Genomic DNA, 23,477 nt, shown 5'->3' with positions numbered 1-23,477 from the left:
CTGTCCGGCATGACACGTCTGACCCGCCATGCGTTGCCCGCGCTGATCCTGCCCGCCCTTCTGACCATGGCCGCCTGTGCGCCAGCCACGTCACCCGCGCCGACCCCCCTGTCCAACGACCCGGCGGCGGTCCATGAGCGGGTGCTGGCGCTCGACACACATCTCGACACGCCCATGCATTTCAATCGGCCGGGTTGGTCGATTGCCGAACGGCAGACATTTGCCAGCCACCTGACCCATGTCGATATTCCGCGCATGCGTGAAGGCGGCCTCGATGGCGGATTTTTCGTCGTCTATACCTCGCAAGGGCCGGTCGATGCCGCAGGCTATGCCGCCGCGGCCCGCCATGCCGAGAGCCGCCTGGCATCGGTTGAGCGGATATTGCGCGAACAGCGCGAAGCGATGACATTGGCCACAAGGGCGGACGATGCCGCGCGGATTGCCGCAACCGGCCGGCGGATCAGCTACATCAGCATTGAAAACAGCTATCCGCTGGGCGAATCCGTCGCGGGACTGGCCGACTGGTATGCGCGGGGCGTGCGCATGGCCGGACCGGTCCACAGTCGCGACAACCAGTTTGCCGACAGTGCGACCGGGCAGAACCGCTGGGGCGGCCTCTCACCGCTCGGGCGGCAGTGGGTGGCCGAGATGAACCGGCTGGGCATGGTGATTGACGGCAGCCATTCGTCCGACGCGGCGTTGCGGGAGATGATGGCGCTTTCCTCCACACCGGTGATCCTCTCCCATTCCGGGTTCAAGGCGATTTTTGACCATCGCCGCAATGTTGATGACGCACTGGCGCGCGAAGTCGCTGCACAGGGCGGGGTGATCCACATCAACAGCGTCTTTCTCTCCCGATTCAACAACAGCGCGGCACGCGCGCCGCTGTATGACCAGTTTGACGACATTGAACATCTGACCCCGGAGCAGCAGCGCAGGCTGGCGGCGGACTGGGCTTCGCTTGACCGGACCGAGCGGGTCAATGAGGGCGATTTCGACCTGTTCATGCGGGCTTTGTTCCATTGTCTGGAGGTTGTCGGCGTCGACCACTGCGGGATTGGTGCCGACTGGGATGGCGGCGGCGGCGTTGCCGGGCTGGATGATGTCGCCGCCCTGCCGCGCATCACCGCCGCCCTGTTGGCACGGGGCTATAGCGAAGAGGATGTCGGCAAGATCTGGAGCGGCAATATCCTGCGGGTGATGCGGCAGGTGGAGGCGACAGCGGCACGCCGTTGAACCGTTGGCCAATCGCCTTGTCGTCCCGCTTGCCGCTTGTCCTTCGCGACCCTAGATTGTCCCTCAGACGGTGAAGCCGGCCGACGCGCACTCCCGCGCGGACCAGAATGGCCGGCACGCCGAGGAGAGCAATGATGGCAGACGCCATATCGCGGTTCCGCTTGCGAGGCCTTGCCCTGGCGATGATCGCCAGCCTGTTGGCGCCGGCCGCCTCGTTCGCCAATTCGCCGCCGCATGTCCATGCACCGGCAGATCCGCTGGAAACGACGGCAGAGGCGCCGCTGCTAGTGGAGATGATGCGGGAGGACCGCTATAACCGGCTGACCTTGCCGGTCCGGGTCGGGGGGCAGGGGCCATTCGGCTTCATCGTCGACACTGGCGCGGAGCGCACTGTGGTCTCGCGCGAGCTGGCCGCGCGGCTGGGTCTGGCCAGTGCGGGACAGGCGCGGGTCGTCGGCATTGCCGAAGCCACCATGGCCGATCTGTTCCATATCGATTCGGTTCACCTCAACCATCTTCAGCTCGGTAGCCTGATTGTGCCGGCCTTTGGTCAGGCGGCCATCGGCGGGCCGGGCCTGATCGGTATCGACAGCCTGGAAAACCACCGGCTGGTGATCGATTTCACCACCAGGCAGATCGACATACTGGAATCGCAGCGGACCCGGAGGCGTGAGCGCCAACCGGAATTTGACAGCGACGCCATTGTCGTGACGGCCCGGCGTGAAGCCGGGCGCATGATCCTGTCGAGCGCGACCTATAACGGGCGCAGGGTCGATCTGGTGATTGATACCGGCGGGCAGTCCAGCGTCGGCAACCGGGCCCTGAGGCGTCTGGTGCAGGCCGGGCGCCGCGGCAACCGGTTGACCGACGGGCAACTGACCAGCGTCACCGGGGCACAGCTGGCGGTGGAAATGGGCAGTATCGACGTGATCAGCATCGCCGGCATCGACCTCAACAATGTGCCGGTGGCCTATGCCGACTCCCCGGTCTTTGCGGTGCTCGGCCTCGAGGAGCGACCGGCATTGTTGCTCGGCATGGACAGTTTGCAGATGTTCGACCGGGTCGGGGTCGATTTTGCCAATCGCCGGGTGACGTTTGACCTGCCCGGTGGCGCGCGCGCAAGATCGCGAAGCCAGCCGCTCGATCTGCGCGGACTGGTGCCAGCGCGCTGACTGGCAAACCGCTGCCCCCCCCCTTGCCGGCGGTTGCCGCCGGCGCTTATGAGCACGCCCATGTCCTTGTTCGAATTTGCCGGCCAGCAGTTTCGCCTGCTGCCCGAGCGGGCGCTGTTCTGGCCTTCACGCCGTGCATTGCTGGTGGCCGACCTGCACCTGGAAAAAGCGAGCTGGTTTGCCGCCACCGGACAAATGCTGCCGCCGTTCGACAGCCGGGCCACCCTGACCCGGCTGGCGGCGATCGCCGATTCCTGTGACGCCCGCGAACTTTGGGCATTGGGGGATAATTTTCACGACGCGGTCGGTCCAGAGCGGCTGGACGCCGAATCCCGGGGGTTGATCGATGCCATCGCCCGCGGGCGGCGGCTGGTCTGGATTGCAGGCAACCATGATGCCGCCGCCACCATGCCTGGGGATCGGATGGAGGAAGCCGATGTGAACGGGCTGATCCTGAGGCATGAGGCAAGACCGGACGAGCCAATGCCCGAACTGTCCGGTCATTTTCATCCCAAGGTGCGGATTGCCACGGCGATGCGGACCATGTCCCGCCCGTGTGCGGTCATCGGGTCGAACCGCATCATCCTGCCAGCCTTTGGTGCCCTGACCGGCGGGCTGGACGTGCGTTCGCCGGCAATTATGGCGCTGTTTCCGCAGGGTGGCGAGGCTTTGGTGGCCACCCGGCATCGGCTATTGCGGGTGCCGCTGGCCGATGACAGGCCAGACAGACCCATCCGGAGTCGGCGCCAGACGTCCGGATGATGCGGCAGTCAAGCTGTCAACTGTGGCATGGATGCCGCACACCCCGGCAAATCGGGGCAGGCAAGGCCAGTCGGCATTGGCAGTTTCCGGCGATTTTTCATAAAAGCGGTTTGATCGGAAACGGCCACCCAGCGTGCCTGTGTCCGGCATTTTTGAGGATGAGGAGAGTCCCATGCGTACCCCCCAGTCGCGCGCCCTGTTCGGCGCGCTGCTCCTGTCTGCGAGCGTTGCCGCCATTGCGAGCCCCGCCATGGCGCAGGATGCCAACCCGCAGGATGAAGCGACCAGCGAAGAAGCGGAAAACACGGGCGACATCGTCGTCGTCGCGCAGGGCCGCGCCCAGCTGCTTTCAGACGTTCCGGTCGCCGTTTCGGCCGTTTCGGCCGTCACGCTGCAGAACAGCGGCGCCAATGACATCCGCCAGCTGAACCAGGTGGCCCCGTCGCTGCTCGTCTCGTCGACGGGTTCGGAAGCCAATGGTTCGGCCCGTATCCGCGGTATCGGCACCGTGGGTGACAACCCCGGCCTGGAAAGCTCGGTCGCGGTCATCATCGATGGCGTCTATCGTTCGCGTTCGGGCATCGGCCTCAACGAACTGGGCGAAATCGACCGTGTCGAAGTGCTGCGTGGTCCGCAGGGCACGCTGGGTGGCCGCAACGCGTCGGCCGGCGTCATCAGCATCTTCTCGAAGAAGCCCGAATTCCAGCTTGGTGGCAATTTCGAAGCCACCTATGGCAATTATGACTTCATCCGCCTGGCCGGATCGATCACCGGCCCGCTGAGCGAAACCCTCGCCGCCCGTCTTGACGGCGTCTATGTCCAGCGTGACGGCTTCCTCAACGATGTGCGCAACGGCACTGACGTCAATGACCGCGACCGCTTCTTCGTGCGCGGCCAGTTCCTGTTCGAACCGTCTGACACGCTGAGCTTCCGCCTGATCGGTGACTATACCCGCCGCACCGAAAGCTGCTGCGGCGCCGTTTATGTCGACCAGTCGGTCAATCCCTACATCGGCAACCTCAACAATGTCGCGACGCCGCTCAATTCGACGACCGGCAACAACATCATCAACGTGTTGCGTGATCTTGGCCAGCCGCTCTCGGGCTTCAACCAGGGCTACAGCCGTGACATCTGGGTGACCCGCGGCCGCAGCTTTGCCGGTGAAACCACCGACGGCGGTGTCAGCCTCGAGGCCAATATCGAGTTCGGCGGCGTGACGCTGACGTCGATCACCGCCTATCGCGACTACAAGAGCGGTCAGGGCGGCGACGTGGACTATAGCGCGGTCGATATCCTCTATCGTGCACCGAGCGATGATGCGTTCCGCCAGTTCCAGACGTTCAGCCAGGAACTGCGCCTGAAGGGCGAAGCCTTTGACGGCAAGCTCGATTGGTTGATCGGCGGCTATTTCGCCAATGAAGACCTGACGCTTCAGGACAATCTGCGCTTCGGCAGCGAATATGGCCGCTTTGCCGCGTGCCGCCTGATTTCGGGCAGCGGCCTCAACGGCCTCTATTCGCCGACCAGCCCGTCGTGCATCATCCCGGGCGTTGGCCAGGCCACCATCACTGGTGCCTTTGGCGCGGCGGCCCCGGCCATTCTGGCCAGCCTGACGCGGCTTGACGGCATGAGCAATGTCGGTTCGACGATTGACCGCTATGAACAGAACAGCCGCAACTGGGCCCTGTTCACGCACAATATCTTCCACGTGACCGACACGTTCGACGTGACGCTGGGCCTGCGTTACACCAGCGAGCGCAAGACGCTGGATGCGCGCTTTGGCAATGACAACACCGTTTGCACCGCCAACCAGGCGGCGCTGTCGGGCTTCCTGACCAATCCCGGTCTCGCGGCTCTGGCCGGCGGCATCATCGGCCTGTCCTGCCAGGGCAACTCGACCGCCGAACTCAACGGCGTGACGATCAACAACCGTCGCACCGAAGACGAGTTCAGTGGCACGTTCAACCTGTCGTGGCGTCCGACCGACGACCTGATGGTCTATGCGAGCTATTCGCATGGCTACAAGGCGGGCGGTTTCAACCTTGACCGTTCGGCCCTCAAGTCGCCGATCGCCAGCTTCGCTTCGGTGGGCGGCGCCCAGAATCTGGTCCGCAATCTGGAATTCGATGCCGAAACCGTCGATGCCTATGAAATCGGTGCCAAATATTCGACCGGTCCGTTCAGCCTGACCGTCACTGGCTTCCGTCAGGACTTCAGCGACTTCCAGCTGAACACCTTCAACGGCACCGTCTTCCTGGTGCAGAATGTCAATGGTTGCGCCACCAACCTGGGCGGTGCTGACCGCGACACCAGCGCCGCCACCGGTGCTTGTGCCGCTGGCGACGTCACTTATGGTGTCCGTTCGCAGGGCGTTGAAGTCGAGGCCTCGCTGGTCCCGGCCCGCAACTTCCGCGTCGCCGCCGGCCTGACCTATGCCAACACCAGCTATCGCAACAATCTGGTGGGTACCGGCAACGGTGCACCGCTCGATCCGGCCCTGCGCAAGCTGCCGGGCGACAATCTGTCGAACGCGCCGGAACTGGTGACCACGGGTTCCATCACCTGGACCCCGGAAATCGGTTCGAGCGGACTTTCGGGTCTGGTCTATATCGATGGCCGCATGACCAGCGACTTCAACACCGGGTCTGACCTGTTCCCGCAAAAGGAACAGGATGCGTTCACCGTGATCAACGCACGCGTCGGCCTGCGTGGTCCGGACGATCGCTGGTCGGTCGAGCTGTGGGCCCAGAACCTGTTCAACGTCGATTATGCTCAGGTGGCGTTCAACACGCCGTTCCAGGCTGGTGCGACCGCGGCTCCGTTCGTCGATCCGCAATATCCGGGTGGTCGCCAGATCTTCTCGATGTTCCTCGCCGAACCGCGCACCTATGGCCTGACGGTCCGTACGCGCTTCTGATCGGGTCGGTCGCCGGGCAACCGGTGACCCATCGACGGCAAAAAGGAAAAGGGCTCGCCAAGGCGGGCCCTTTTTCATGGACGTTACCGGACGATCAGTTGCGCTGCCCGAACAGGGCTGTGCCAACCCGGATATGCGTGGCGCCAATGCGCACGGCTGTCGGATAATCATCCGACATGCCCATCGACAGACCGGCAAGACCATGGTCATCGGCGATCTTCGCGAGCAGGGCAAACCATGGTGCGGGCTCGCGATCGACCGGCGGAACGGTCATCAAGCCAATCACCGGCACATTGGCGAGACGGGCGGCGTCGAGCAAGGCGGGTAGTTCAGCCGGCGCACAACCGCCCTTCTGTTCTTCCCCGGCAAGGTTGACCTGAATGAAGCAGGGCAGGTGCCGGCCGACCTTGTCCATCGCACGTGCGAGGGCATGGAGCAGGCTGGGCCGGTCCAGCGAATGGATGACATCGAACAGCCGCACCGCCTCTTCTGCCTTGTTACTCTGTAACTGGCCGACCAGATGAAGTTCGAGATCCGGTACCAGTTCGCGCAAAGGTGGCCATTTGGAAGCTGTTTCCTGGACTCGATTTTCTCCAAAGACGCGATGACCTGCCTCGATCAGCGGCATGATCGAGTCAGCCGCTTGCGTCTTGGAAACGGCGATGAGGGTAATATCAGCTGGAGATCGACGCGCATCGGCACAGGCGCGGGCAATGCCGCTGCTGATCGTTTCGAGACGGACGCGTGCCGGGTCGGTCACGTTCGCGGTAGGCGTGGCTGGTGCAGTCATGGTCTGGCGCTATAGAAAGGGCCATGCTGCCGCGCCAGTCCCCGCTTGCCTCCGCTGACCAGCCTGTCCGGCGTCGAACGCCGATGCCGTTCTGCTGGCTGATGACCGACCGGCGGCTGGGATCAGCGATGCCGCGTATCGTTGCGGCCATGCCACCACGGTCCGGCGTGATTGTCCGCCCCTATGCGATGGAGGCCGATGGCCGGGCGGCCCTGATCCGCAGCATCCGCCGGGCAGGACGGGCCAAGCGGCATGTGCTGCTGATCGCCGATGCCCGGGCGGCGGGCTTTGACGGTCGTCATCGCGGCGGTGCTGTGACGCGGCTGCCGCAGCCGTGTCGAAACGGCATCGAATCAATGCCCGTGCATGATGAACGCCAGGCAGCCCGAGCACTCAGGACCAAGGTCAGCCTGTGCCTTATTTCCCCGGTGTGGGCGACCCGGTCCCATCCGGGCGCGGTGACATTGGGCGTGCGGGGCTTTGCCCGCCTGGCAGCCCGGCTGCGCAAGGATACCCACGTCATCGCGCTGGGCGGGATGACAGCCCGGTCACACCGGACCCTGCGCCGCCATGGCGCCAATGGATGGGCGGCGATCGATGGCTGGCAGGTCGATCCGGCGTGAGTCAGGTCCGCACGGACATCATCCCGTTCGACACTGTGTCGGGACTTGCCTGAAAATCAGAAGCGGAACTGGGTTCCGACATAGACAGCCTGGCTGTCCTGACGCTGATCGGTCAGAGGCGCGAGACGGTCATTCTCACGCTGGAGGCGGACACCAGCCGTCAGATCGACATTGCGCGACAGGCGATAGCTGCCAGTCACATCAACCGAATAGGCGCGATCAGGATCCAGCGCACGCTCTGAGGCGCCGGGCAGCGAGCGGCTGTCGAGTCGCATGTCAGCGCCAAAGCGCGACGGGCGAATTGTCGGATCGACCGGCTGACGCGCCTGCGGCAGAGTCGCAATATCAACCGATTCGCGCGAAGCCGTTGAACTGGCGAACGATGTGTATCCCACCGCCGAGCCGAGTCGGTAGGTGACCGGAGCGATGGCAATAGGCTGGGCCGGGCGGGCCGATTCGCCGGTCGAGGATGCGGCAGCGCTCGTCATCGTCGTCGGCCGGGCGCGCACGACCAGCGTTACAGCGCGATTCTCGCTGCGCGACATGGCAGGCGTGAACCGGAAATTGCGGCGCGCTTCATCCGGCAGATTGGCGTATCTCTGAAGCAGAACAGGGTCGCCGGTTGCAGGCGTGAAGCGCCCCACCAGCGCGGACAAGGCCTCTGCACGGTCGGTAGCGCTGTGGCTGATAGCGCTGATCGCAGGAGTCGCTGCAAGACCGACTGCGACGAGGGCAGTCAGGCCAAGGGCGGCAAAGGTGCGATCGGACATCATGACCGGTCATTCTCTCCTGTCGGGACACCGTCATATCACCATTCCACAACGGAATGCCAGCACTGACGCATGGATTTAGTGCATGTGTTGCATGTTATGCACAGTGGTTTCCCCGGCAACTTGTTGCCGGCGTACCGCTTCGGTGCAAAGCATTGCCGGTGCCAGGCCCAAGGTGCCCGGCTCCGCGCGGCTTGCGGCCAGCCCGCAGGCTCGCTAGAAGCCCCTGACCGACCGGCTGTGCGCCGGGTGCACCCGCGCCCTGCCTGTCCGGACCATCGTGCTGAAGGAAGACAGCCGAAGCCATGCCCATTCTGCCCCAATCCGTGCTTTCCCGTCGTACAGCCGCGCTGCGGCGCCTTGCGATGGCCGCCCCGCTTGCCGCTGCGCTGGCTCTTGCCGGCTGCGGCGGTGGGCAGGAGCGTCCGCGCGCCGACCTCGCCGCATCCAATGTTACGACAATTGGCGTCAACGCCTATCTGTGGCGCGCCAGCCTCGACGCCCTGTCCTTTGCACCACTGCTGCAAGCCGATGCCAATGGCGGCGTGATCGTCACCGACTGGTACGCCAATCCGCAGAATCCGGGCGAGCGCGTCAAGCTGACGGTTGCCATCCTCGACCGTGACTTGCGTGCCGATGCGCTGCGCGTGTCGGGTTCGCGCCAGGTGGCCCAGGCTGGAAACTGGGTCGACGCGCCGTTGCAGGCAGCCACAGTGCAACGGATCGAGGAAATCATCCTTACCAAGGCTCGCGACCTGCGCCGTACGGCGATCGCCGGGGAGTGAACCTGGTGTGTTGCGCCCGGCCTGACGGGTGCATCAGGTGACTTCAACGGGCCAGTGGGCGTGGATCAGGCCATGTGCCGGTCCATTGCCCGACTGGCCCGACCCATTTGAACGAAGCAGATGCACGGTGACCGGCCGGGACAAGGGCCCCATGCCGCAATGCACCGGACAAAGCATGGGAAGAATGACATGACCGACCAGCGGTTCAACCCGCTCGCCGCCGATGGCAAATGGCAGGCCACTTGGGAAAAAGAACAGTCCTTCCGCGCTGATCGCTTCCCGGACCGGCCAGCAGCCTATGTGCTGGAAATGTTTCCCTATCCATCCGGCCGCATCCATATGGGCCATGTCCGCAACTATACGATGGGCGATGTGATTGCCCGCTACAAGGGCATGACCGGACACGCCGTGTTGCACCCGATGGGATGGGATGCATTCGGCATGCCGGCCGAAAATGCCGCGATGGAAAAGGGCGTCCATCCCGGTGGCTGGACCCGGAGCAATATTGCAGCGATGAAGGCGCAGCTGAAGCGGCTGGGCCTGTCGATCGACTGGAGCCGGGAGCTCGCCACCTGTGAACCCGACTATTATGGCCATGAACAGGCGCTGTTTCTCGACCTGATGGCGGCGGGGCTCGTGACCCGCAAGGAAAGCTTCGTCAATTGGGACCCGGTCGACATGACCGTGCTGGCCAATGAACAGGTGATCGATGGCAAGGGCTGGCGTTCGGGCGCGACGGTTGAACGGCGCAAGCTGAGCCAGTGGTTCCTCAAGATCACCGATTTTGCCGACGAACTGCTCGATGGCCTCGGTACGCTCGACCAGTGGCCCGACAAGGTCAAGCTGATGCAGGAAAACTGGATCGGCAAGTCGCAGGGGCTGGAGTTCCGGTTCAAATTCCCGGCGTCGCAAGACAGCATCGCTGTTTTCACCACCCGGCCCGACACGCTGTTCGGTGCCAGCTTTGTCGCCATTGCGCCCGATCATCCGCTTGCCGAGCAGCTTGCGGCGAATGCGCCCGAACTCGCCGAGTTCATAACCACCTGCCGCGCCAGTGGCACGGCGCAGGCTGAACTCGACACGGCCGAAAAGCTGGGCTTCAATACCGGGCTCAGCGTCGAGCATCCGCTGGATCCAGACTGGCACCTGCCGGTGTGGGTCGTCAATTATGTGCTGATGGACTATGGTACGGGCGCCATCTTTGGTTGCCCGGCCCATGACCAGCGCGACATTGATTTCGCCCGCAAATATGATCTGCCGGTGATCCGCGTCGTCGCCGACGGGGACGAGACCGACCCGCATTTCATCGGCGATGAAGCCTATACCGGTCCCGGCCGCATCGTGAACTCGCACTTCCTCGATGGCATGGACATTGCCAGCGCCAAATCGGCCGTGGTTGCCAAGGCCGAGCAGGAAGGCTGGGGTGAGGGCAAGACCGTCTGGCGTCTGCGCGACTGGGGCGTCAGCAGGCAACGTTATTGGGGCACACCCATTCCGGTGATCCATTGCGATGCCTGCGGCGTGGTACCGGTACCCAAGGACCAGTTGCCGGTAACCCTCCCTGAGGATGTGACATTTGACGTGCCGGGCAATCCGCTCGACCGGCATCCGGCCTGGAAACATGTCGACTGTCCGTCCTGCGGTGCGGCAGCACGACGCGAGACCGACACGCTCGACACCTTTGTCGATTCGAGCTGGTATTTCCTGCGCTTTGCCAGCCAGCCCAAGGACAAGCCGTTCGACCCGGAGGAAATCCGCCGCTGGTTGCCGGTCGGCCAATATATCGGCGGTATCGAGCATGCGATTTTGCACCTGCTCTATGCCCGGTTCTGGACACGGGCGCTGGCGCATATCGGCCTGATCGATGTGAAGGAGCCGTTCGCCAACCTGTTCACGCAAGGCATGGTGACCCACGAAACCTATAGTCGTGATCAGGGTGAGGGCATTGCCCCGCTGTGGTTCACCCCCGAAGAGGTGGAGCGCACCGGCCATGGTGCCACCTTGCGCAGCGACGGCCAACCGGTCGACGTCGGTCGGGTCATCAAGATGTCGAAGTCCAAGAAGAATGTCGTCGATCCCGATGGCATCATCGACCAATATGGCGCCGATGCGGTGCGCTGGTTCATGCTGTCGGACTCGCCGCCCGAGCGCGACCTTGAATGGTCGGAGAGTGGAATTGAGGGATGCTGGCGCTTCGTCCAGCGGCTGTGGCGCCTTGCCACGGCCGAGCGGACCGGCGGTGAGCGCGACATCGCGCTCGACAAGCTGACCCACAAGACGATTGCCGGCGTCACTACCGACATCGACGCGCTCGCCTTCAACAAGGCGGTCGCGCGGCTCTACGCGCTGGCCAATGCCATTGAAAAGGCCAAAGCCGGTGCCAGCCGGGACGATGCGGCACGCACGATTGTGCTGCTGGTGTCGCCAATGTTGCCGCATATTGCCGAGGAAATCTGGGCGCGGTGGGGTGAGGACGGGTTGATTGCCGACGCCGCTTGGCCAGTGGCCGACCCGGCACTGCTGGTCGATGATGAAGTAACGGTCGCGGTGCAGGTGATGGGCAAATTGCGCGATACGCTTACTGTCGCGAAGGATATTGCCCAGGCTGACCTTGAGGCGTTGGCGCTGGCATCGGCGAATGTCCAGCGGGCGCTTGACGGGGCTGCGGTGAAAAGAGTGATTGTCGTTCCCGGCAGGCTGGTCAATATCGTCGCATGATACGCTCCGCCGCCCTCACCCTTTCGCTGCTTGCCGCGCCGCTGCTGGCCGGCTGCGGATTGCAGCCGCTTTATGCGGGCGGCACCGGCGGCGCTGTCGGCAGCACCCTTTCGTCGGTGTCGGTCGCCCCGATCGAGGGAGAGGCCGGCTGGCTGGTGCGCGGCGCGCTGCGCGACAGGCTGCGCGCGGCGGGCGATGGAACGGCGACCCGCTATCGCATCGATGTGCGGCTGAGTGACGAGATTGCCGGCTTTGGCGTGCGCGCCGACGATTCGGTAACGCGGGAACGGCGGACGTTGCGTGCCCGCTGGCAATTGGTTGATACCAGCAATGGTTCAACGTTGATCGACGATACCGCCGGATCGGACACCGGCCTGGATGTGGTGGGAAGCGAATATGCCACCATCGCCGCCGAGCGCACCGCGCTGGAGCGTTTATCAGAGGCGGTGGCTGACCAGATAGTCGCCCGCGTCGCTGTCTATGCCCGCAATCGCGCGGCCCAGCCTGCCGCCAACTGATGCTGCTCAAGGCGCAGGGCGCGGCGCGAACGCTGGCAACGCTCAACCCCGCCATCCGCCTCTATGTATTGGCTGGACCCGACGAGTCGTTGTCCCGCTCGCTAATGGCAACCATCGCCCGGGCCGTCGGCAAGGAGGCGGAGCGAATCGATTTCACCCCGGCCAAGCTAAAGGATGATCCCGCGCTGCTGGCGGATGAGGCGGCATCGATCAGCATGTTCGGCGGACAGCGCTGGATTTGCGTCACCCTCTTTTCCGGTGGTGGGGATGATGTGCTGCCGGCAATCGAAAATCTGCTGGCCGCGCCTGCAGCCGGCAATCCGGTGGTGGTGATCGGCGGATCGCTGACCGCCAAATCAAGGCTGGTCAAGCTGGCGGAAAAGGACCCGGCCGCCATCGCTGTCATCGCTTATGCCCCGAGCGCCGATGAGGCAGGCCGGATTGCCGAAGAGCTGGCAACGGAACAGGGGATGCTGCTGTCCCGCGACGTGGCGCGGGCAATTGCCTCGGCAACAGGTGGTGACCAGGGCCTGATGGCTCAGGAAGTTACCAAGCTGGCCCTGTTTGTCGATGCGCAACCCGGTGGGCGTGTCGAGGTGGGCATCGAGGCCTGGCGGGCGATCGGCGCCGACCTGCCAGAGGAGGATGTGGGCGCCGCCGTCAATCTGCTGTTTGAAGGCAAGGTGGCGGATCTGCCTGATCTCTTCATCACCCTGGCGGCAACCGGCGTCGCGGATATCCGGCTGGTCCGGTCTCTTGCGACACGCGCCCACCTGCTCGCCCGTTTACGCAGTCAGGTCGATGCAGGGCAGTCACCGCGGCAGGTGGTCGAGGCGCAGGGCAAGGCCATTTTCTGGAAAGAAAAGGAAGGCATTACCCGCCAGCTAGGCAAATGGGACAGTCCCCGCCTCGCCCGGCTCATCGAACGGTTGCACCAGCTGGAACGTGAACTCAAGGCGCCGATGAATGCAGAAACCCTGCTGCTTCGCCACGCCTTGACGGATATTGCGCGGGCCGCGGCGAGTGCACGCTGACTGGCTACACAACGCTATTCATAGCTGACGGTGATCGGAATACGTCCGCGAAAGTCGCCATCGGCCCGGCCATCGAGCTCAAGCCGCCCGCCGAATGAGAATTCCAGCCTGCCGTCCGGGCCCAGCCGCGCACGGGGGGGCAGGGAACTGACAATATTCGTGATCCGCACCTCACCGCCGCCTGTCGAACTGAGCCGCACCTCTTGCGGCAAATCGATACGGATGGTGCGGCCGGGTGACCCCTCGACGACGGCCCGGCCGGAAAATCCCGAACCGCCCATGGTCGAAACCGTACCGTCAGCCCGGCTTTGCCCGGAAGAAGGATCGAGCGTTATGCTGCCGCCTCGACCGTCACTGACCAGCAGCGGGAAATCAAGATCCGCAACGACGGTGACCCTCAGCGGGATGCGATCCTCATCATTGCTGGCCCTGTTGTCCGTGACCGTGCTACCAGTGTCCCTGTCAGTGCACAGCAGGCATTGCGCCGAAATCTCCGAGGGAGAAAGGGCCGCAAGCAAGCCAAGTGCCAGCAGCACAAGGGCAAAGGGACGGTATGTCACCATGGTTCCATCTGGCGCCGACATGGTAAAGGAAGGGTATATTGTCCGCCATTTCCTATAGTTGCAAGCGATGAGCGGGACAGCGAGGCTGCGCGCGCTGGCCTGTGCCCGCCCGAGCCAGGACATCCATCATGCGTTCATTCGCTGGGCTGCCAACCGGATTGCCGACCCGCGCACCCGGCGTCTGTTTGAACGCATGGCCGACCGGTCAGCCATTGATCATCGCTGGTCGGTGCTGCCTCCCGGAAAGAACGGCGGGTCGCCGGTCGATCACGAAGGATTCTATGCCGGCAAACATGCACCCGGGACATCCGAACGCATGGCTCTCTATGCCCGGCTGGCACCCGAACTGGCGATGCAAGCCATTGAGAAACTGAACTTTGATCCCGCCGAGGTGACGCATATCGTGGTCGCCAGCTGTACCGGTTTTGTCGCGCCCGGCATTGACCAGATCATCGCCCGGCATTTGCATCTGGCGCCGTCTGTCGAACGACTGCTGATCGGCTTCATGGGCTGTTATGCGGGCGTCACCGCGCTGCGTGCGGCACGCCATATCGTGCGCTCCCAACCTGATGCTGTGGTGCTGATGGTCAGTGTCGAGCTGTCAACGTTGCATCTGGAAGATACGGACGCGATCGAACCCTTGCTGGCAATGTTGCAATTCAGCGATGGTGCCGCAGCGGGGATCATCGACGGGCGATCCGGCCCCGGTGTGATGTTGGGAGACGGCATCAGCCTCGCCTTGCCACAGTCGGACGAGTTGATTCGCTGGGACATTGGCGAGCAGGGTTTTGTCATGCGGCTGTCGGGCGAAGTCCCGGCCCGCATAGAGGCAGCCCTGCACGACGGATCGACCCAGACCGCGCTGTTTGGCAACGACGCGCCAACGCACCTTGCCATCCACGCCGGCGGACGATCCATTCTGGACGCCGTTGAACGGGCGTTGGCCTTGCCGCCACAGGCTCTGGCCGCAAGCCGCGCTGTGCTGGCCGAATGCGGCAATATGTCATCGGCAACTGTCCTGTTTGTCATCGAGCGGCTGCGGCGGGACGCGGCCAGCGGGCCGGGGCTGGCACTGGCGTTCGGGCCGGGACTGGCAGCCGAAGCGATACGGCTGGACTTCATCCCGTGAACCCCTTCACCGCGTTGGACAGGCCTGTGATCCGCGAAGAGGAAATGGACGCGCTCGACCTGCCTGATGAACGCTATGTCCGGGTCCTGAATGATCTGGCAAGAATCAATCTTGTAACAATGGCCCAGCGCCCGACCCTGATTTTCATCAAACATATCATGAACCTGACTGCCGATGACACCAGGCCGCTACGGTTGCTTGACGTCGGTTTCGGGCAGGGCGACATGCTGCGCGCCATCGCGGCAATGGCCCGCGTGCATGGCCGGCCAGTCGATCTGGTCGGCGTCGATCTGAACCCGCGCAGCGAAATGGCGGCCCGCGCGGCCAGCGATCCGCACCTGCCGATCCGGTGGGTTACCGGCGATTATCAGGCACTCGCCGGGCAAGGCTGGGACATAGTGATTTCAAGTCTGGTGACCCACCACATGACCGAAGCGGAGCGGCTTTGCTTCCTCCATTTCATGGAAGGCGAAGCGCGATTAGGCTGGCTGATCAACGATCTCCATCGCCAGCGCCTGCCCTTTGTCGGCTATCCCCTGCTTGCCAGCCTGCTGTGGGTGGACCCGATCGTCCGGCGCGACGGGCAACTGTCGATCGCGCGCAGTTTCCGGGTTGGCGAATGGCAGTCGATCCTGGCGCAAGCCGGAATCCGGGAAGCGCGGGTCCGGCGCTGGTTCCCATGGCGGCTGTGTGTCGAGCGCATCCGCCGATGACGGGGACGTTGCCCCTGTTGATCATTGGCAGCGGGATTGCCGGCGCCGCGGCGGCCATCGACCTGGCCCGCGCCGGCCAAAGACCACTGATCATCGAACGTAACCGCGAGATCGGGGACGCCATTTGCGGAGGCTTCCTGTCCTGGCAATCGTTGGCCGCACTCGAACGGCTCGGGCTGTCACCACAACTGCTTGGCGGTCAGCCGGTCAATGAAGTCCGCCTGTTTGCCGGCCGGCGGATGGCCCGCGCGCCCCTGCCCCAGCGCGGTATGGGCCTCTCCCGCCGGGCGCTGGATACGGCCTTGCTTGACCAGGCGCTGGCGGCCGGTGCCTCGGTCGAGCGGGGCATCAGTGTTCGCACCTATGGCCCGGATGCGGTGATGTTGTCGGACGGTGCCACACTGAAGCCGGCTGATCTGTTCGTCGCTCATGGCAAATATGGCGTGGCGGGCCATCAACGACATCCTCCCGCCAAAGTGGCGGCCGACCCTGTTGTGGGCCTGCGCCTGCGTCTCAGCGCAACCAGGCAGATAGCGATGTTGGTGGGTGAGGCGGTCGAGCTGTTCCTGTTTGACCGTGGTTATGCCGGATTGGTTCGGCAAGAAGATGGCACGGCCAACCTGTGTCTGGCCGTCCACAAATCCCGGCTCAGCGAAGCAGGAGGAAAGCCCGAGGTGCTGATAGCCCAATGGGGTGCGTCCAATGGCCCCCTGGGTGAGCGGTTGGCGGCTGCCGATCCGGTCGGGCCGATTGATGCCATTGCCGCCATTCCCTATGGCTGGCGCCGTTCGAGCGGACCCGATGGCCTGTGGCATCTGGGCGATCAGGCGGCGGTGATCCCGTCACTGGCGGGGGAGGGCATGGGTATCGCCCTGTCCACAGCGTCGTCGGCCGTGGCCTCATGGCGTCAGGGGGACAGGTCTGCCGATTGGCAACGGCGCATGGCGCGCCGACTCGCCCCGCCCATGACGCTGGCCCGGATTATCTGGGCACTGGCCGAACATCCTCGCTGGAACGGTGCCGGAGTTGCCCTGCTGCAACAGCTGCCGATGTTGACCGGGGTGCTGGCGCGCGGCACCCGGGTGCCTGGCAACGCTTGAAAGGCCGGGGATTCAAGGCCATGATAGCGTCATGGACAAACTCGACCTCACCGACGACGAATGGCGTGCACGCCTGACCCCTGAGCAATATCATGTGCTGCGCCAGCATGGCACCGAACGCGCCTTTGCCGGCCATTTCAACCTGCACAAGGGCGATGGCCATTATGTCTGCGCGGGTTGCGGCGCCGCCCTGTTTGACAGCGAAACCAAATATGAAAGCGGTTCCGGCTGGCCGAGCTTCTGGGCCGCCCTGTCTGAAGATGTCGTTACCATTCATCGCGATACCAGCCATGGCATGATCCGTGACGAGGTGCGCTGCGCGCGCTGCGACGGCCATCTTGGCCATGTCTTCCCCGATGGCCCCAATCCCACCGGCCTGCGTTTTTGCATGAACAGCGTCGCACTGGGCTTTGAGGATCGCGATGCGGACTCGTCGCGCTGAGACGCCACGACCGGTGCCATGGCGGAGAGACGCCGGTGAAACCGCTTGTCGCCGCGCCCTCGGCGATTTAATCAGGCGTCCGCATGGCACGCTCATCAAGGTCATCGGCGCCTGAGCCGACGCAAGGCCGGTTTCGGCGCATCCTTGGCAAGACCATCACTTATGGTCTGATTCTGGCATTGCTGGTTGCGCTGGGCGTCGCTGTCGCCGTGGCAGCAGCGGTCAGGAACCTGCCGAGCTTCGAGGAGCTTCGCCGCTCCCCCACCGCGCAGACCATCCGGCTTCGCGACGTCAACGGCACGGTTATCGTCTCGATCGGCCCCAATTACGGTCGCTGGCTGAAAGTGTCTGAAACGCCGGCCGTGATGCGCGATGCCATGGTCGCGGTCGAAGACCGCCGCTTCCGCTACCATTTTGGCGTTGACCCGATTGGCCTTGCCCGATCCGTCAAGGTCGCCTTTGAACGGCGCGGCACCGGTCGTCGCTTGCAGGGCGCATCGACCATCAGCCAGCAATTGGCCCGCAACGTCTTTCTGTCGAACAATTATTCGATGGCCCGCAAAGCCCGCGAAGCCATTCTCGCCATGGCCCTAGAGTGGAAGTTCTCAAAGGACGAAATCCTCGAACTTTATCTGAACAAGGTCTATTTCGGCGGCGGCAGCTATGGCGTGGATGCGGCTTCACGTACCTTCTTTGGCCATGGTGCCGAAGAATTGAGCCTGTCAGAAGCGGCCATCATCGCCGGCCTGGTCAAGGCGCCGTCCCGCTATTCACCGACAGCCGATGCCCAGGCGGCGGTTGGTCGGGCCAATGTTGTTCTGGACGTGATGGTGGATGCCGGTGTGATCACCCCGGCGCAGCGCGCCTCAGCGGCGCCTGCCGAAGTGCGGCTGGCCTCTGAACCCAACCAGAACAGCGCCCGTTACTTCACCGATTGGGCCATCCCGCAACTGGATGCATTGATCGACGAGAGTGTTGAGCCGCTCGACGTATGGACAACGCTTGATCTTGATATGCAGCGCACCGCCACGGCCTCTATCCAGTCCAACACCCCCGAAGGGGCCCAAGCCGCGCTGGTGGCCCTTGATCGCGATGGTGCGGTGCGTGCGATGGTCGGTGGGCGCGATTATGTGAGTTCCAATTACAATCGCGCAACCAAGGCAGAGCGTCAGCCCGGCTCCGCGTGGAAATTGTTCGTGTACATGGCGGCGCTCGAGTCCGGCTACAAGGTCGATGACGAGGTCGTCGACGAGCCGGTGACGATCAATGGCTGGACCCCGCGAAACAGCAATGGCCGTTTTTCCGGCACGATCGATCTGCGCACCGCCTTTGCCTATTCGGTGAACACGGTAGCTGCCAAATTGGGTGATTCGATAGGCTATTCGACCGTAGCCAACATGGCCCGCCGCTTTGGTATCACCTCCGAACTGAACACGCAGCCATCGATGGTGCTGGGGACCGCGGATGTCCGGGTCATCGACCTGACCGCCGCCTTTGCCGCCGTATCGGCCGGGGGCAAGTCGATCCAGCCTTACGGGATCACCAAAGTATCCACTGCCGAGGGCCGCACCTTGTATGAGCGTGCGCCGCCACCGCAAAACATACTGGTCGATGCCTGGGTGGCCGCCGGAATCACCGATCTGTTACAGACCGCCGTCAACACTGGCACCGGTCGGGCGGCCCAGATCGGTCGCCCGGTTGCCGGCAAGACCGGTACAACCAGCAGCAACAAGGATGGCTGGTTCCTCGGTTTTTCGAGCGGGCTGACCACAGGTGTGTGGATGGGGCGTGATGATGCCCGGCCGGTCACGGGATTACAGGGCGGCGCCGCGCCTGCCCGCGCTTTCGCTGATTTCATGCGTGTCGCGGTGGCCAACCGTCCGGTTGAGGAGTTCACCACGCAAGTGGAGCTCCCCCAGTGGCAGCTCGAAAGTGACGAGGAAGCTTATTATGGCGACCCGTCACTCGAAGCGCAGTTTGTCGACGAGAACGGCCAGCCAATCGAGCTGGATCCCGCTCAACCGGGCCCTCAGCCGAGAGATACACCTGGAGATGGCCCCGGCCCGGACACTGCAGACAAGCCGCGGTTGGACCGACGCTGGATCGACGAAGTCACTGGCAGCGGTGGTGACAATGGCAATCGTGCCACCGGCCAGCGGGGATCGGGTCAAGGCGGGCCGTAGGCCCCCACCCGCCCGCTCAAACCCCGTCAAACCGCCAGCGGTGAAGATCCGATCCGTGATGCCTGAGCCACTCGCGTGAGCGGTCGTGCGCATCCCCGCACAAGCTGTGGACGAGATCATAAAAGGCCGGTCCATGATTGAGATGCGCCAGATGCGCCACTTCGTGCGCAACAATCGCCAGCCGCACATGATCAGGCGCCATGACCAGCCGCCAGTTATAGCGGATACGCCCGGTCGATGTGCAACTGCCCCACCGGCTGCGTGGATCGCCAACGCTTACCGCCGACAGTTTCAGGCCGGCACGATCAGCCATTGCCTGGCTGGCCGCGGCAAATTCTTGCCTGGCTTCCTGTTCCATCCAGCGCCTGATGCGGCGGCCAATGGCTGATTGCGGACCTCCGAGGCACAACCTGTCACCATCGATACGTGGCGTTCGAGGGGATTGCGCGGACCAACAGACGGTCAGCGTGCCTCCGCGCCAGGGCAGGACGCTTCCCTGCTGGACGGGTTCCCCCTGCGGTCGGATCGCCCGCTGCCGTTCGATCCAGGCTGATTGCCCTTCCACCCAGCGCCGAGCATCACCCAATCCAGCGCGGGGCGGAATCACCAGTTTGAGTTCACCCAGTGCCGCATCATAGCGCAGCCTTAACCGGCGGGCCCGTGGATGGCGCCTGACCCTGACCAGCAACCTTTCTTCACCGAATGTGATGAAAAAGTCGCTGGTCGACGACGCTACCATCCGCCCGGAGGGTGCCATTTGGGGCACGCGGCGGGCCCCAGGCTGACGCGGCGACAACAAGCGGTCCAGCAACCCCATCGTTCAGACCGGGCGGTCAACAATATGGTGATCGAGCGGTCCTGCATCAATTTCACTGATCGTCCAGCCGCGCACGGACTGCCCCGCCCGGTGCACGGCTTCCCGATCACCACAGACAAGATAGTGCCAGTCAGGCAGCGGCCGGCCCTGCGCCCGCAACCGGTAGGCACAGGTCAGCGGCAGCCAGGGCAGATCATCAACCCTCGAAGCGGTGAGTTGCAGGCAGTCCGGAACATATTTGCGCCTGTTGCGATAATCGGTGCAACGGCCACTGTCCCGGTCGAGCAGCTTGCAGGCGACATTGGTCGGGTAAATCCGCACCTCGTCGGGATGACTATCCTCATCTTCCAGCTTGTGCAGGCAACATTTGCCGCACCCGTCGCATAACCCCTCCCATTGGTCCCGGGTCAGGCTGGACAGCGGGCGTTCCCAGAATGGCGGCTCACTGGCCACGCCGGTCAGCGGACCCAGCGGGCCAGTTCGGCAGCGACCTTGTCGGGCGAACCTTCATTGACCTCGGTGGTGCCAATCTGATCAACGGGGATCAAGGCCACGGGTTTCCCGTCAGGACCCATGAGATAGGCAATCTGGACATGGGCGACGAGATAGGCGCCCGGCGTGACACCGGGCTGTTTCTGAAAGGATACCGCATATTTACGGGCAACCTGTTGAATTTGGTCGAGCGAACCGGTCAGGCCGGTAAGCCGTGGGTGAAATTGCCTGACATAGGCGGCCATCACCTCTGGTGTATCGCGTTCCGGATCAACGGTGATCATGATCGGCGCAATCTTGGCTGCCCGGGCGGGTTCGCTTCGTTCAAACTGCTTGAGCCCCAGCATCAGCCAGTTGAGGTCAACCGGGCAGACATCAGGGCAAAAGCTGTAACCGAAATAGATCAGCCGATAGCGGCCGTTGAAATCGGCATCGGTCACTGTCCGTCCGGTCTGGTCGGTCAGGGAGAAACTGCCGCCGATGGCGGCGCCTTCCAATGGTGCAGGTTCCACGGGGGGCTGACCACTGCAGCCAGTCAACATGGTTCCGGTCAGCATCAGGCTTGCAAGGGCAAGCGAGCGCGCGATATGAGGAGTGCTGTTCATGACAGGCTCAGCCTTGCGTCGGCACGGATGGAAAATCAACAGCGGTGCGACCGGTCGTTGTCCGCTTGTCCTGTTATCCCGCCCTGCGCGCAAAAGGGCATAGAATTGGGGTTCGCTCGTCACATGCATCGCCATCTGTCCCGCCGTCTCGCCTTTGCCTTGCTGTTTGGTGGCATGACGGCAGCTTCACTGGCTGGTCCAGTTGCCGTCACCGCTCAGGGATCTCCGGCCTATCGTCTGCTTGAAGCGGTGCGCGACCGCGACCTGGCCAAGGCGCGCGAACTGATCGACGCAACACCGCAATTGGTCAACACGCGGGACATAACCAGCGGGGAAACGCCGCTGCTCATTGCCGTGGGTCGGCAGGATATCGGCTGGATGAACTATCTGCTCGGCCGCGGTGCCGATGCCAATATTGCCGACCGTCAGGGTGTGACGCCCCTGATCTCTGCGGTGCAGGCCGGCTATGTGGCGGGAGCTCGCGCGCTCATTGAACGCGGCGCCCGCGTCAACCACGCCAATGGCGGCGGCGAAACCGCCCTCCACGCCGCCGTCCATCGTCGCGATGTGGCGATGGTCAGGCTGTTGATGGATCTTGGCGCCGATGCGGACATTACCGATAATCTGGCAGGCAAGTCGCCACGCGATTATGCCAGCGAAGATCGGCGCTCCGCCGCTGTTCTGGCGGCAATCAATGCGCCGCGCACATCAAACACCACCGGCATTGTTATCCAGGGACCAGTCCAGGGCCCGCGCTGACAGCTTCGGGACACGCTGGTATCTCCCTTTACAAGCCAATATCCTGTTCGCCGGCATGGACGGCCAGATCGGGATCAAGGCTGACCATCAGCCGGCGCATTGCCAACCGGCCGATACGCAGCAATTCACTGCGCCTCCGTGCAGGTGCCAGGGCGCAGGCGGCGGCTTCACGCAGGACAGTGGCATCATAACGGTCGGCAATGATCAGGCCGCAACGCTGCGGCTGCCAGGCCGGCCCCGCTATCAGCCCCGGATCCAGCGCGGGCGACAGCGCCCAGTAAAAACGGTCACACCAGTCCAGATAATCCGGCCATTTGCTGTCGGCCAAGAGGTCGGCCCTCGACACCTTTATCTCGACGATGCTGATCTGGCCCCTGCCATCAATCGCCACCATATCTGCCCGGCGGCCATTGGGCAGCGGCACTTCGCACAAAACCGTGAGGGACCGGCGGTGAAACAGCCGCGACAGACCGCGGGCCACATCATCCGCGCGGGAAATATCAAGCAAGCCCGTCATCAGGAAAGTCTAGCCGCAGCAGGGAACAAAGCAAGACCCTTGCTGATTGGCCAGCCTGTCAACGGTAGAATATGTGGTTCCCCAGCCGGGCCACAACCGGCCGTGCCCAACCAGGGGAAACGTGGCGGGCGTGAAAGAAAAGCGCACCAGGGGCGGGGCTGTGCCACTGTTCCTCGCGGGCAATGCGGGCAACGGCGACGGCGGCGCGCCAGGCGGCAGACGTTGACGGCGACGGGATGACACCGCGACGGACAAAGGAGAATTGGCCGGGCTGAGTCAGCACGGCACAGGCGCTGCTGGCAAAACGGCCGCTGCTGGCGCGGTTGAGGATAACGTTGGCGACAGCCAACTGTCCGTCGAGCGGCTCGCCGCGGGATTCGAAGTAAACACCGGTTGCGAGACAGCGCAGATCATTGTCTTCGGGTTCGCGATGCGGGGTCGCGGCAACCAGCGCAGCCAGGCTGTCATGACGGATGACAAGCTGTGTCTCGGACGAAGCGGGAGGAAAGGGAATTGAAGGAGGAGTCATTGCTGCGTCAGCTGCATCGGCAGTGATATCAGCAGCAGGCTCCGCAACAGGGGCAGGGGCTACATCGCCGGCCAGAACAGGCACAGAGACAAGAGCAGCAAGCAGCGCGGTTGCGCCAATGGCCAGCACCGAGGCGGCCTGGAAAATACGACTCACGTGTTCGACCAAATGGGCGGATGGTCGCGGAGAGAGCCGGGCACATGCTGCCCAAGACAGCCATTCCGACTCGCCGCGCCGTCCGTCTGCGTGTTTTCCCGGTGGTGCCCTGGATGGGAACCGACACACGGCCTGTCCGGAGGACGA

23 protein-coding genes are annotated in these 23,477 nt (G+C 63.7%); 15 read left to right on the top strand and 8 right to left on the bottom strand.

Translation table 11 applies throughout. The features are described from left to right. Nucleotides 1-9: 9 nt before the first annotated feature. The 4 genes from GV829_RS05035 to GV829_RS05020 all read left to right on the top strand — a co-directional run bounded on the left by GV829_RS05035 (nucleotide 10) and on the right by GV829_RS05020 (nucleotide 6,087). Complete coding sequence (locus GV829_RS05035) at nucleotides 10-1,236, top strand: dipeptidase (RefSeq protein WP_169944464.1); 1,227 nt, start codon at nucleotides 10-12, stop codon at nucleotides 1,234-1,236. A 131-nt stretch (nucleotides 1,237-1,367) separates the two neighbouring features. Then, a complete protein-coding gene (locus GV829_RS05030; protein ID WP_169944462.1) occupies nucleotides 1,368-2,408 on the top strand; it encodes an aspartyl protease family protein in 1,041 nt (346 codons plus the stop codon). A 60-nt stretch (nucleotides 2,409-2,468) separates the two neighbouring features. After that, entirely contained in the window at nucleotides 2,469-3,170 is a 702-nt protein-coding gene (pdeM, locus tag GV829_RS05025; protein WP_169944460.1) for a ligase-associated DNA damage response endonuclease PdeM, read from the top strand. A gap of 172 nt (nucleotides 3,171-3,342) precedes the next feature. Next, the gene (locus GV829_RS05020; protein WP_169944458.1) at nucleotides 3,343-6,087 is read left to right on the top strand and encodes a TonB-dependent receptor; all 2,745 of its coding nucleotides are present in this window, start codon (nucleotides 3,343-3,345) and stop codon (nucleotides 6,085-6,087) included. Nucleotides 6,088-6,181: 94 nt separating this feature from the next. Here the strand turns inward: GV829_RS05020 and GV829_RS05015 are convergent, their stop codons facing one another. Continuing rightward, nucleotides 6,182-6,877: a YggS family pyridoxal phosphate-dependent enzyme gene (locus GV829_RS05015; RefSeq protein WP_169944456.1), complete on the bottom strand. Its 696-nt coding sequence runs from the start codon at nucleotides 6,875-6,877 to the stop codon at nucleotides 6,182-6,184. An 83-nt stretch (nucleotides 6,878-6,960) separates the two neighbouring features. Here GV829_RS05015 and GV829_RS05010 point away from each other — a divergent pair, with 83 nt between their 5' ends. After that, a complete protein-coding gene (locus tag GV829_RS05010) occupies nucleotides 6,961-7,500 on the top strand; it encodes a thiamine phosphate synthase (RefSeq protein WP_169944454.1) in 540 nt (179 codons plus the stop codon). Between the two features lie 56 nt (nucleotides 7,501-7,556). Here the strand turns inward: GV829_RS05010 and GV829_RS05005 are convergent, their stop codons facing one another. Further along, nucleotides 7,557-8,273, bottom strand: a complete 717-nt coding sequence (locus tag GV829_RS05005) for a hypothetical protein (RefSeq protein ID WP_169944452.1) — start codon at nucleotides 8,271-8,273, stop codon at nucleotides 7,557-7,559. Between the two features lie 362 nt (nucleotides 8,274-8,635). Here GV829_RS05005 and GV829_RS05000 point away from each other — a divergent pair, with 362 nt between their 5' ends. The 4 genes from GV829_RS05000 to holA all read left to right on the top strand — a co-directional run bounded on the left by GV829_RS05000 (nucleotide 8,636) and on the right by holA (nucleotide 13,325). Further along, the gene (locus GV829_RS05000; protein WP_246203060.1) at nucleotides 8,636-9,055 is read left to right on the top strand and encodes a DUF3576 domain-containing protein; all 420 of its coding nucleotides are present in this window, start codon (nucleotides 8,636-8,638) and stop codon (nucleotides 9,053-9,055) included. Between the two features lie 189 nt (nucleotides 9,056-9,244). Then, nucleotides 9,245-11,773, top strand: a complete 2,529-nt coding sequence (gene leuS, locus GV829_RS04995; protein ID WP_169944448.1) for a leucine--tRNA ligase — start codon at nucleotides 9,245-9,247, stop codon at nucleotides 11,771-11,773. After that, nucleotides 11,770-12,291, top strand: a complete 522-nt coding sequence (gene lptE / locus GV829_RS04990) for an LPS assembly lipoprotein LptE (RefSeq protein ID WP_169944446.1) — start codon at nucleotides 11,770-11,772, stop codon at nucleotides 12,289-12,291. Before leuS ends, lptE begins: the two co-directional genes overlap by 4 nt. Beyond that, nucleotides 12,291-13,325, top strand: coding sequence for a DNA polymerase III subunit delta (gene holA, locus GV829_RS04985; RefSeq protein ID WP_169944443.1), 1,035 nt, complete (start codon nucleotides 12,291-12,293; stop codon nucleotides 13,323-13,325). Before lptE ends, holA begins: the two co-directional genes overlap by 1 nt. 14 nt (nucleotides 13,326-13,339) lie before the next feature. Here the strand turns inward: holA and GV829_RS04980 are convergent, their stop codons facing one another. Further along, the gene (locus tag GV829_RS04980; RefSeq protein WP_169944441.1) at nucleotides 13,340-13,888 is read right to left on the bottom strand and encodes a DUF4402 domain-containing protein; all 549 of its coding nucleotides are present in this window, start codon (nucleotides 13,886-13,888) and stop codon (nucleotides 13,340-13,342) included. A gap of 67 nt (nucleotides 13,889-13,955) precedes the next feature. On the opposite strand from GV829_RS04980, the gene GV829_RS04975 reads away from it, so the two are divergent. The 5 genes from GV829_RS04975 (at nucleotide 13,956) to GV829_RS04955 (ending at nucleotide 19,455) form a co-directional block, all read left to right on the top strand. Continuing rightward, nucleotides 13,956-15,017 carry a type III polyketide synthase gene (locus GV829_RS04975; protein ID WP_169944439.1) on the top strand — a complete coding sequence of 354 codons (1,062 nt, stop codon included), beginning with the start codon at nucleotides 13,956-13,958 and terminating at the stop codon, nucleotides 15,015-15,017. 44 nt (nucleotides 15,018-15,061) lie between these two features. Further along, nucleotides 15,062-15,730 carry a methyltransferase domain-containing protein gene (locus GV829_RS04970; protein WP_169947977.1) on the top strand — a complete coding sequence of 223 codons (669 nt, stop codon included), beginning with the start codon at nucleotides 15,062-15,064 and terminating at the stop codon, nucleotides 15,728-15,730. Then, nucleotides 15,727-16,830, top strand: coding sequence for an FAD-dependent monooxygenase (locus GV829_RS04965; RefSeq protein ID WP_169944437.1), 1,104 nt, complete (start codon nucleotides 15,727-15,729; stop codon nucleotides 16,828-16,830). The genes GV829_RS04970 and GV829_RS04965 overlap by 4 nt, the downstream gene beginning before the upstream one ends. Before the next feature lie 31 nt (nucleotides 16,831-16,861). Next, complete coding sequence (gene msrB / locus GV829_RS04960) at nucleotides 16,862-17,272, top strand: peptide-methionine (R)-S-oxide reductase MsrB (protein ID WP_169944435.1); 411 nt, start codon at nucleotides 16,862-16,864, stop codon at nucleotides 17,270-17,272. Between the two features lie 83 nt (nucleotides 17,273-17,355). After that, entirely contained in the window at nucleotides 17,356-19,455 is a 2,100-nt protein-coding gene (locus GV829_RS04955; protein ID WP_169944432.1) for a transglycosylase domain-containing protein, read from the top strand. Between the two features lie 16 nt (nucleotides 19,456-19,471). On the opposite strand, the gene GV829_RS04950 is transcribed toward GV829_RS04955, so the two are convergent. The 3 genes from GV829_RS04950 to GV829_RS04940 form a co-directional block, all read right to left on the bottom strand. Then, a complete protein-coding gene (locus tag GV829_RS04950) occupies nucleotides 19,472-20,212 on the bottom strand; it encodes a M48 family metallopeptidase (protein WP_246203058.1) in 741 nt (246 codons plus the stop codon). 63 nt (nucleotides 20,213-20,275) lie between these two features. Next, a complete protein-coding gene (locus GV829_RS04945) occupies nucleotides 20,276-20,734 on the bottom strand; it encodes a YcgN family cysteine cluster protein (RefSeq protein ID WP_169947973.1) in 459 nt (152 codons plus the stop codon). Further along, nucleotides 20,731-21,369: an SCO family protein gene (locus GV829_RS04940; protein WP_169944430.1), complete on the bottom strand. Its 639-nt coding sequence runs from the start codon at nucleotides 21,367-21,369 to the stop codon at nucleotides 20,731-20,733. Before GV829_RS04940 ends, GV829_RS04945 begins: the two co-directional genes overlap by 4 nt. Before the next feature lie 123 nt (nucleotides 21,370-21,492). Between GV829_RS04940 and GV829_RS04935 the strand changes: the two genes are divergently transcribed. Beyond that, on the top strand, nucleotides 21,493-22,128 hold the full coding sequence (locus GV829_RS04935) for an ankyrin repeat domain-containing protein (protein ID WP_169944428.1): 636 nt from the start codon (nucleotides 21,493-21,495) through the stop codon (nucleotides 22,126-22,128). A 28-nt stretch (nucleotides 22,129-22,156) separates the two neighbouring features. Here the strand turns inward: GV829_RS04935 and GV829_RS04930 are convergent, their stop codons facing one another. Next, entirely contained in the window at nucleotides 22,157-22,645 is a 489-nt protein-coding gene (locus GV829_RS04930) for an MmcB family DNA repair protein (protein ID WP_169944427.1), read from the bottom strand. Nucleotides 22,646-22,703: 58 nt separating this feature from the next. Next, nucleotides 22,704-23,330, bottom strand: coding sequence for a cell wall hydrolase (locus GV829_RS04925; RefSeq protein WP_246203056.1), 627 nt, complete (start codon nucleotides 23,328-23,330; stop codon nucleotides 22,704-22,706). Nucleotides 23,331-23,477 lie beyond the last annotated feature (147 nt).

This window comes from Sphingomonas lacunae, assembly GCF_012979535.1.
GTDB lineage: Bacteria > Pseudomonadota > Alphaproteobacteria > Sphingomonadales > Sphingomonadaceae > Sphingopyxis > Sphingopyxis lacunae.
The sequence above is the reverse complement of the archived record's forward strand: the minus strand, read 5'-3'. Positions and strand labels throughout refer to the sequence as shown.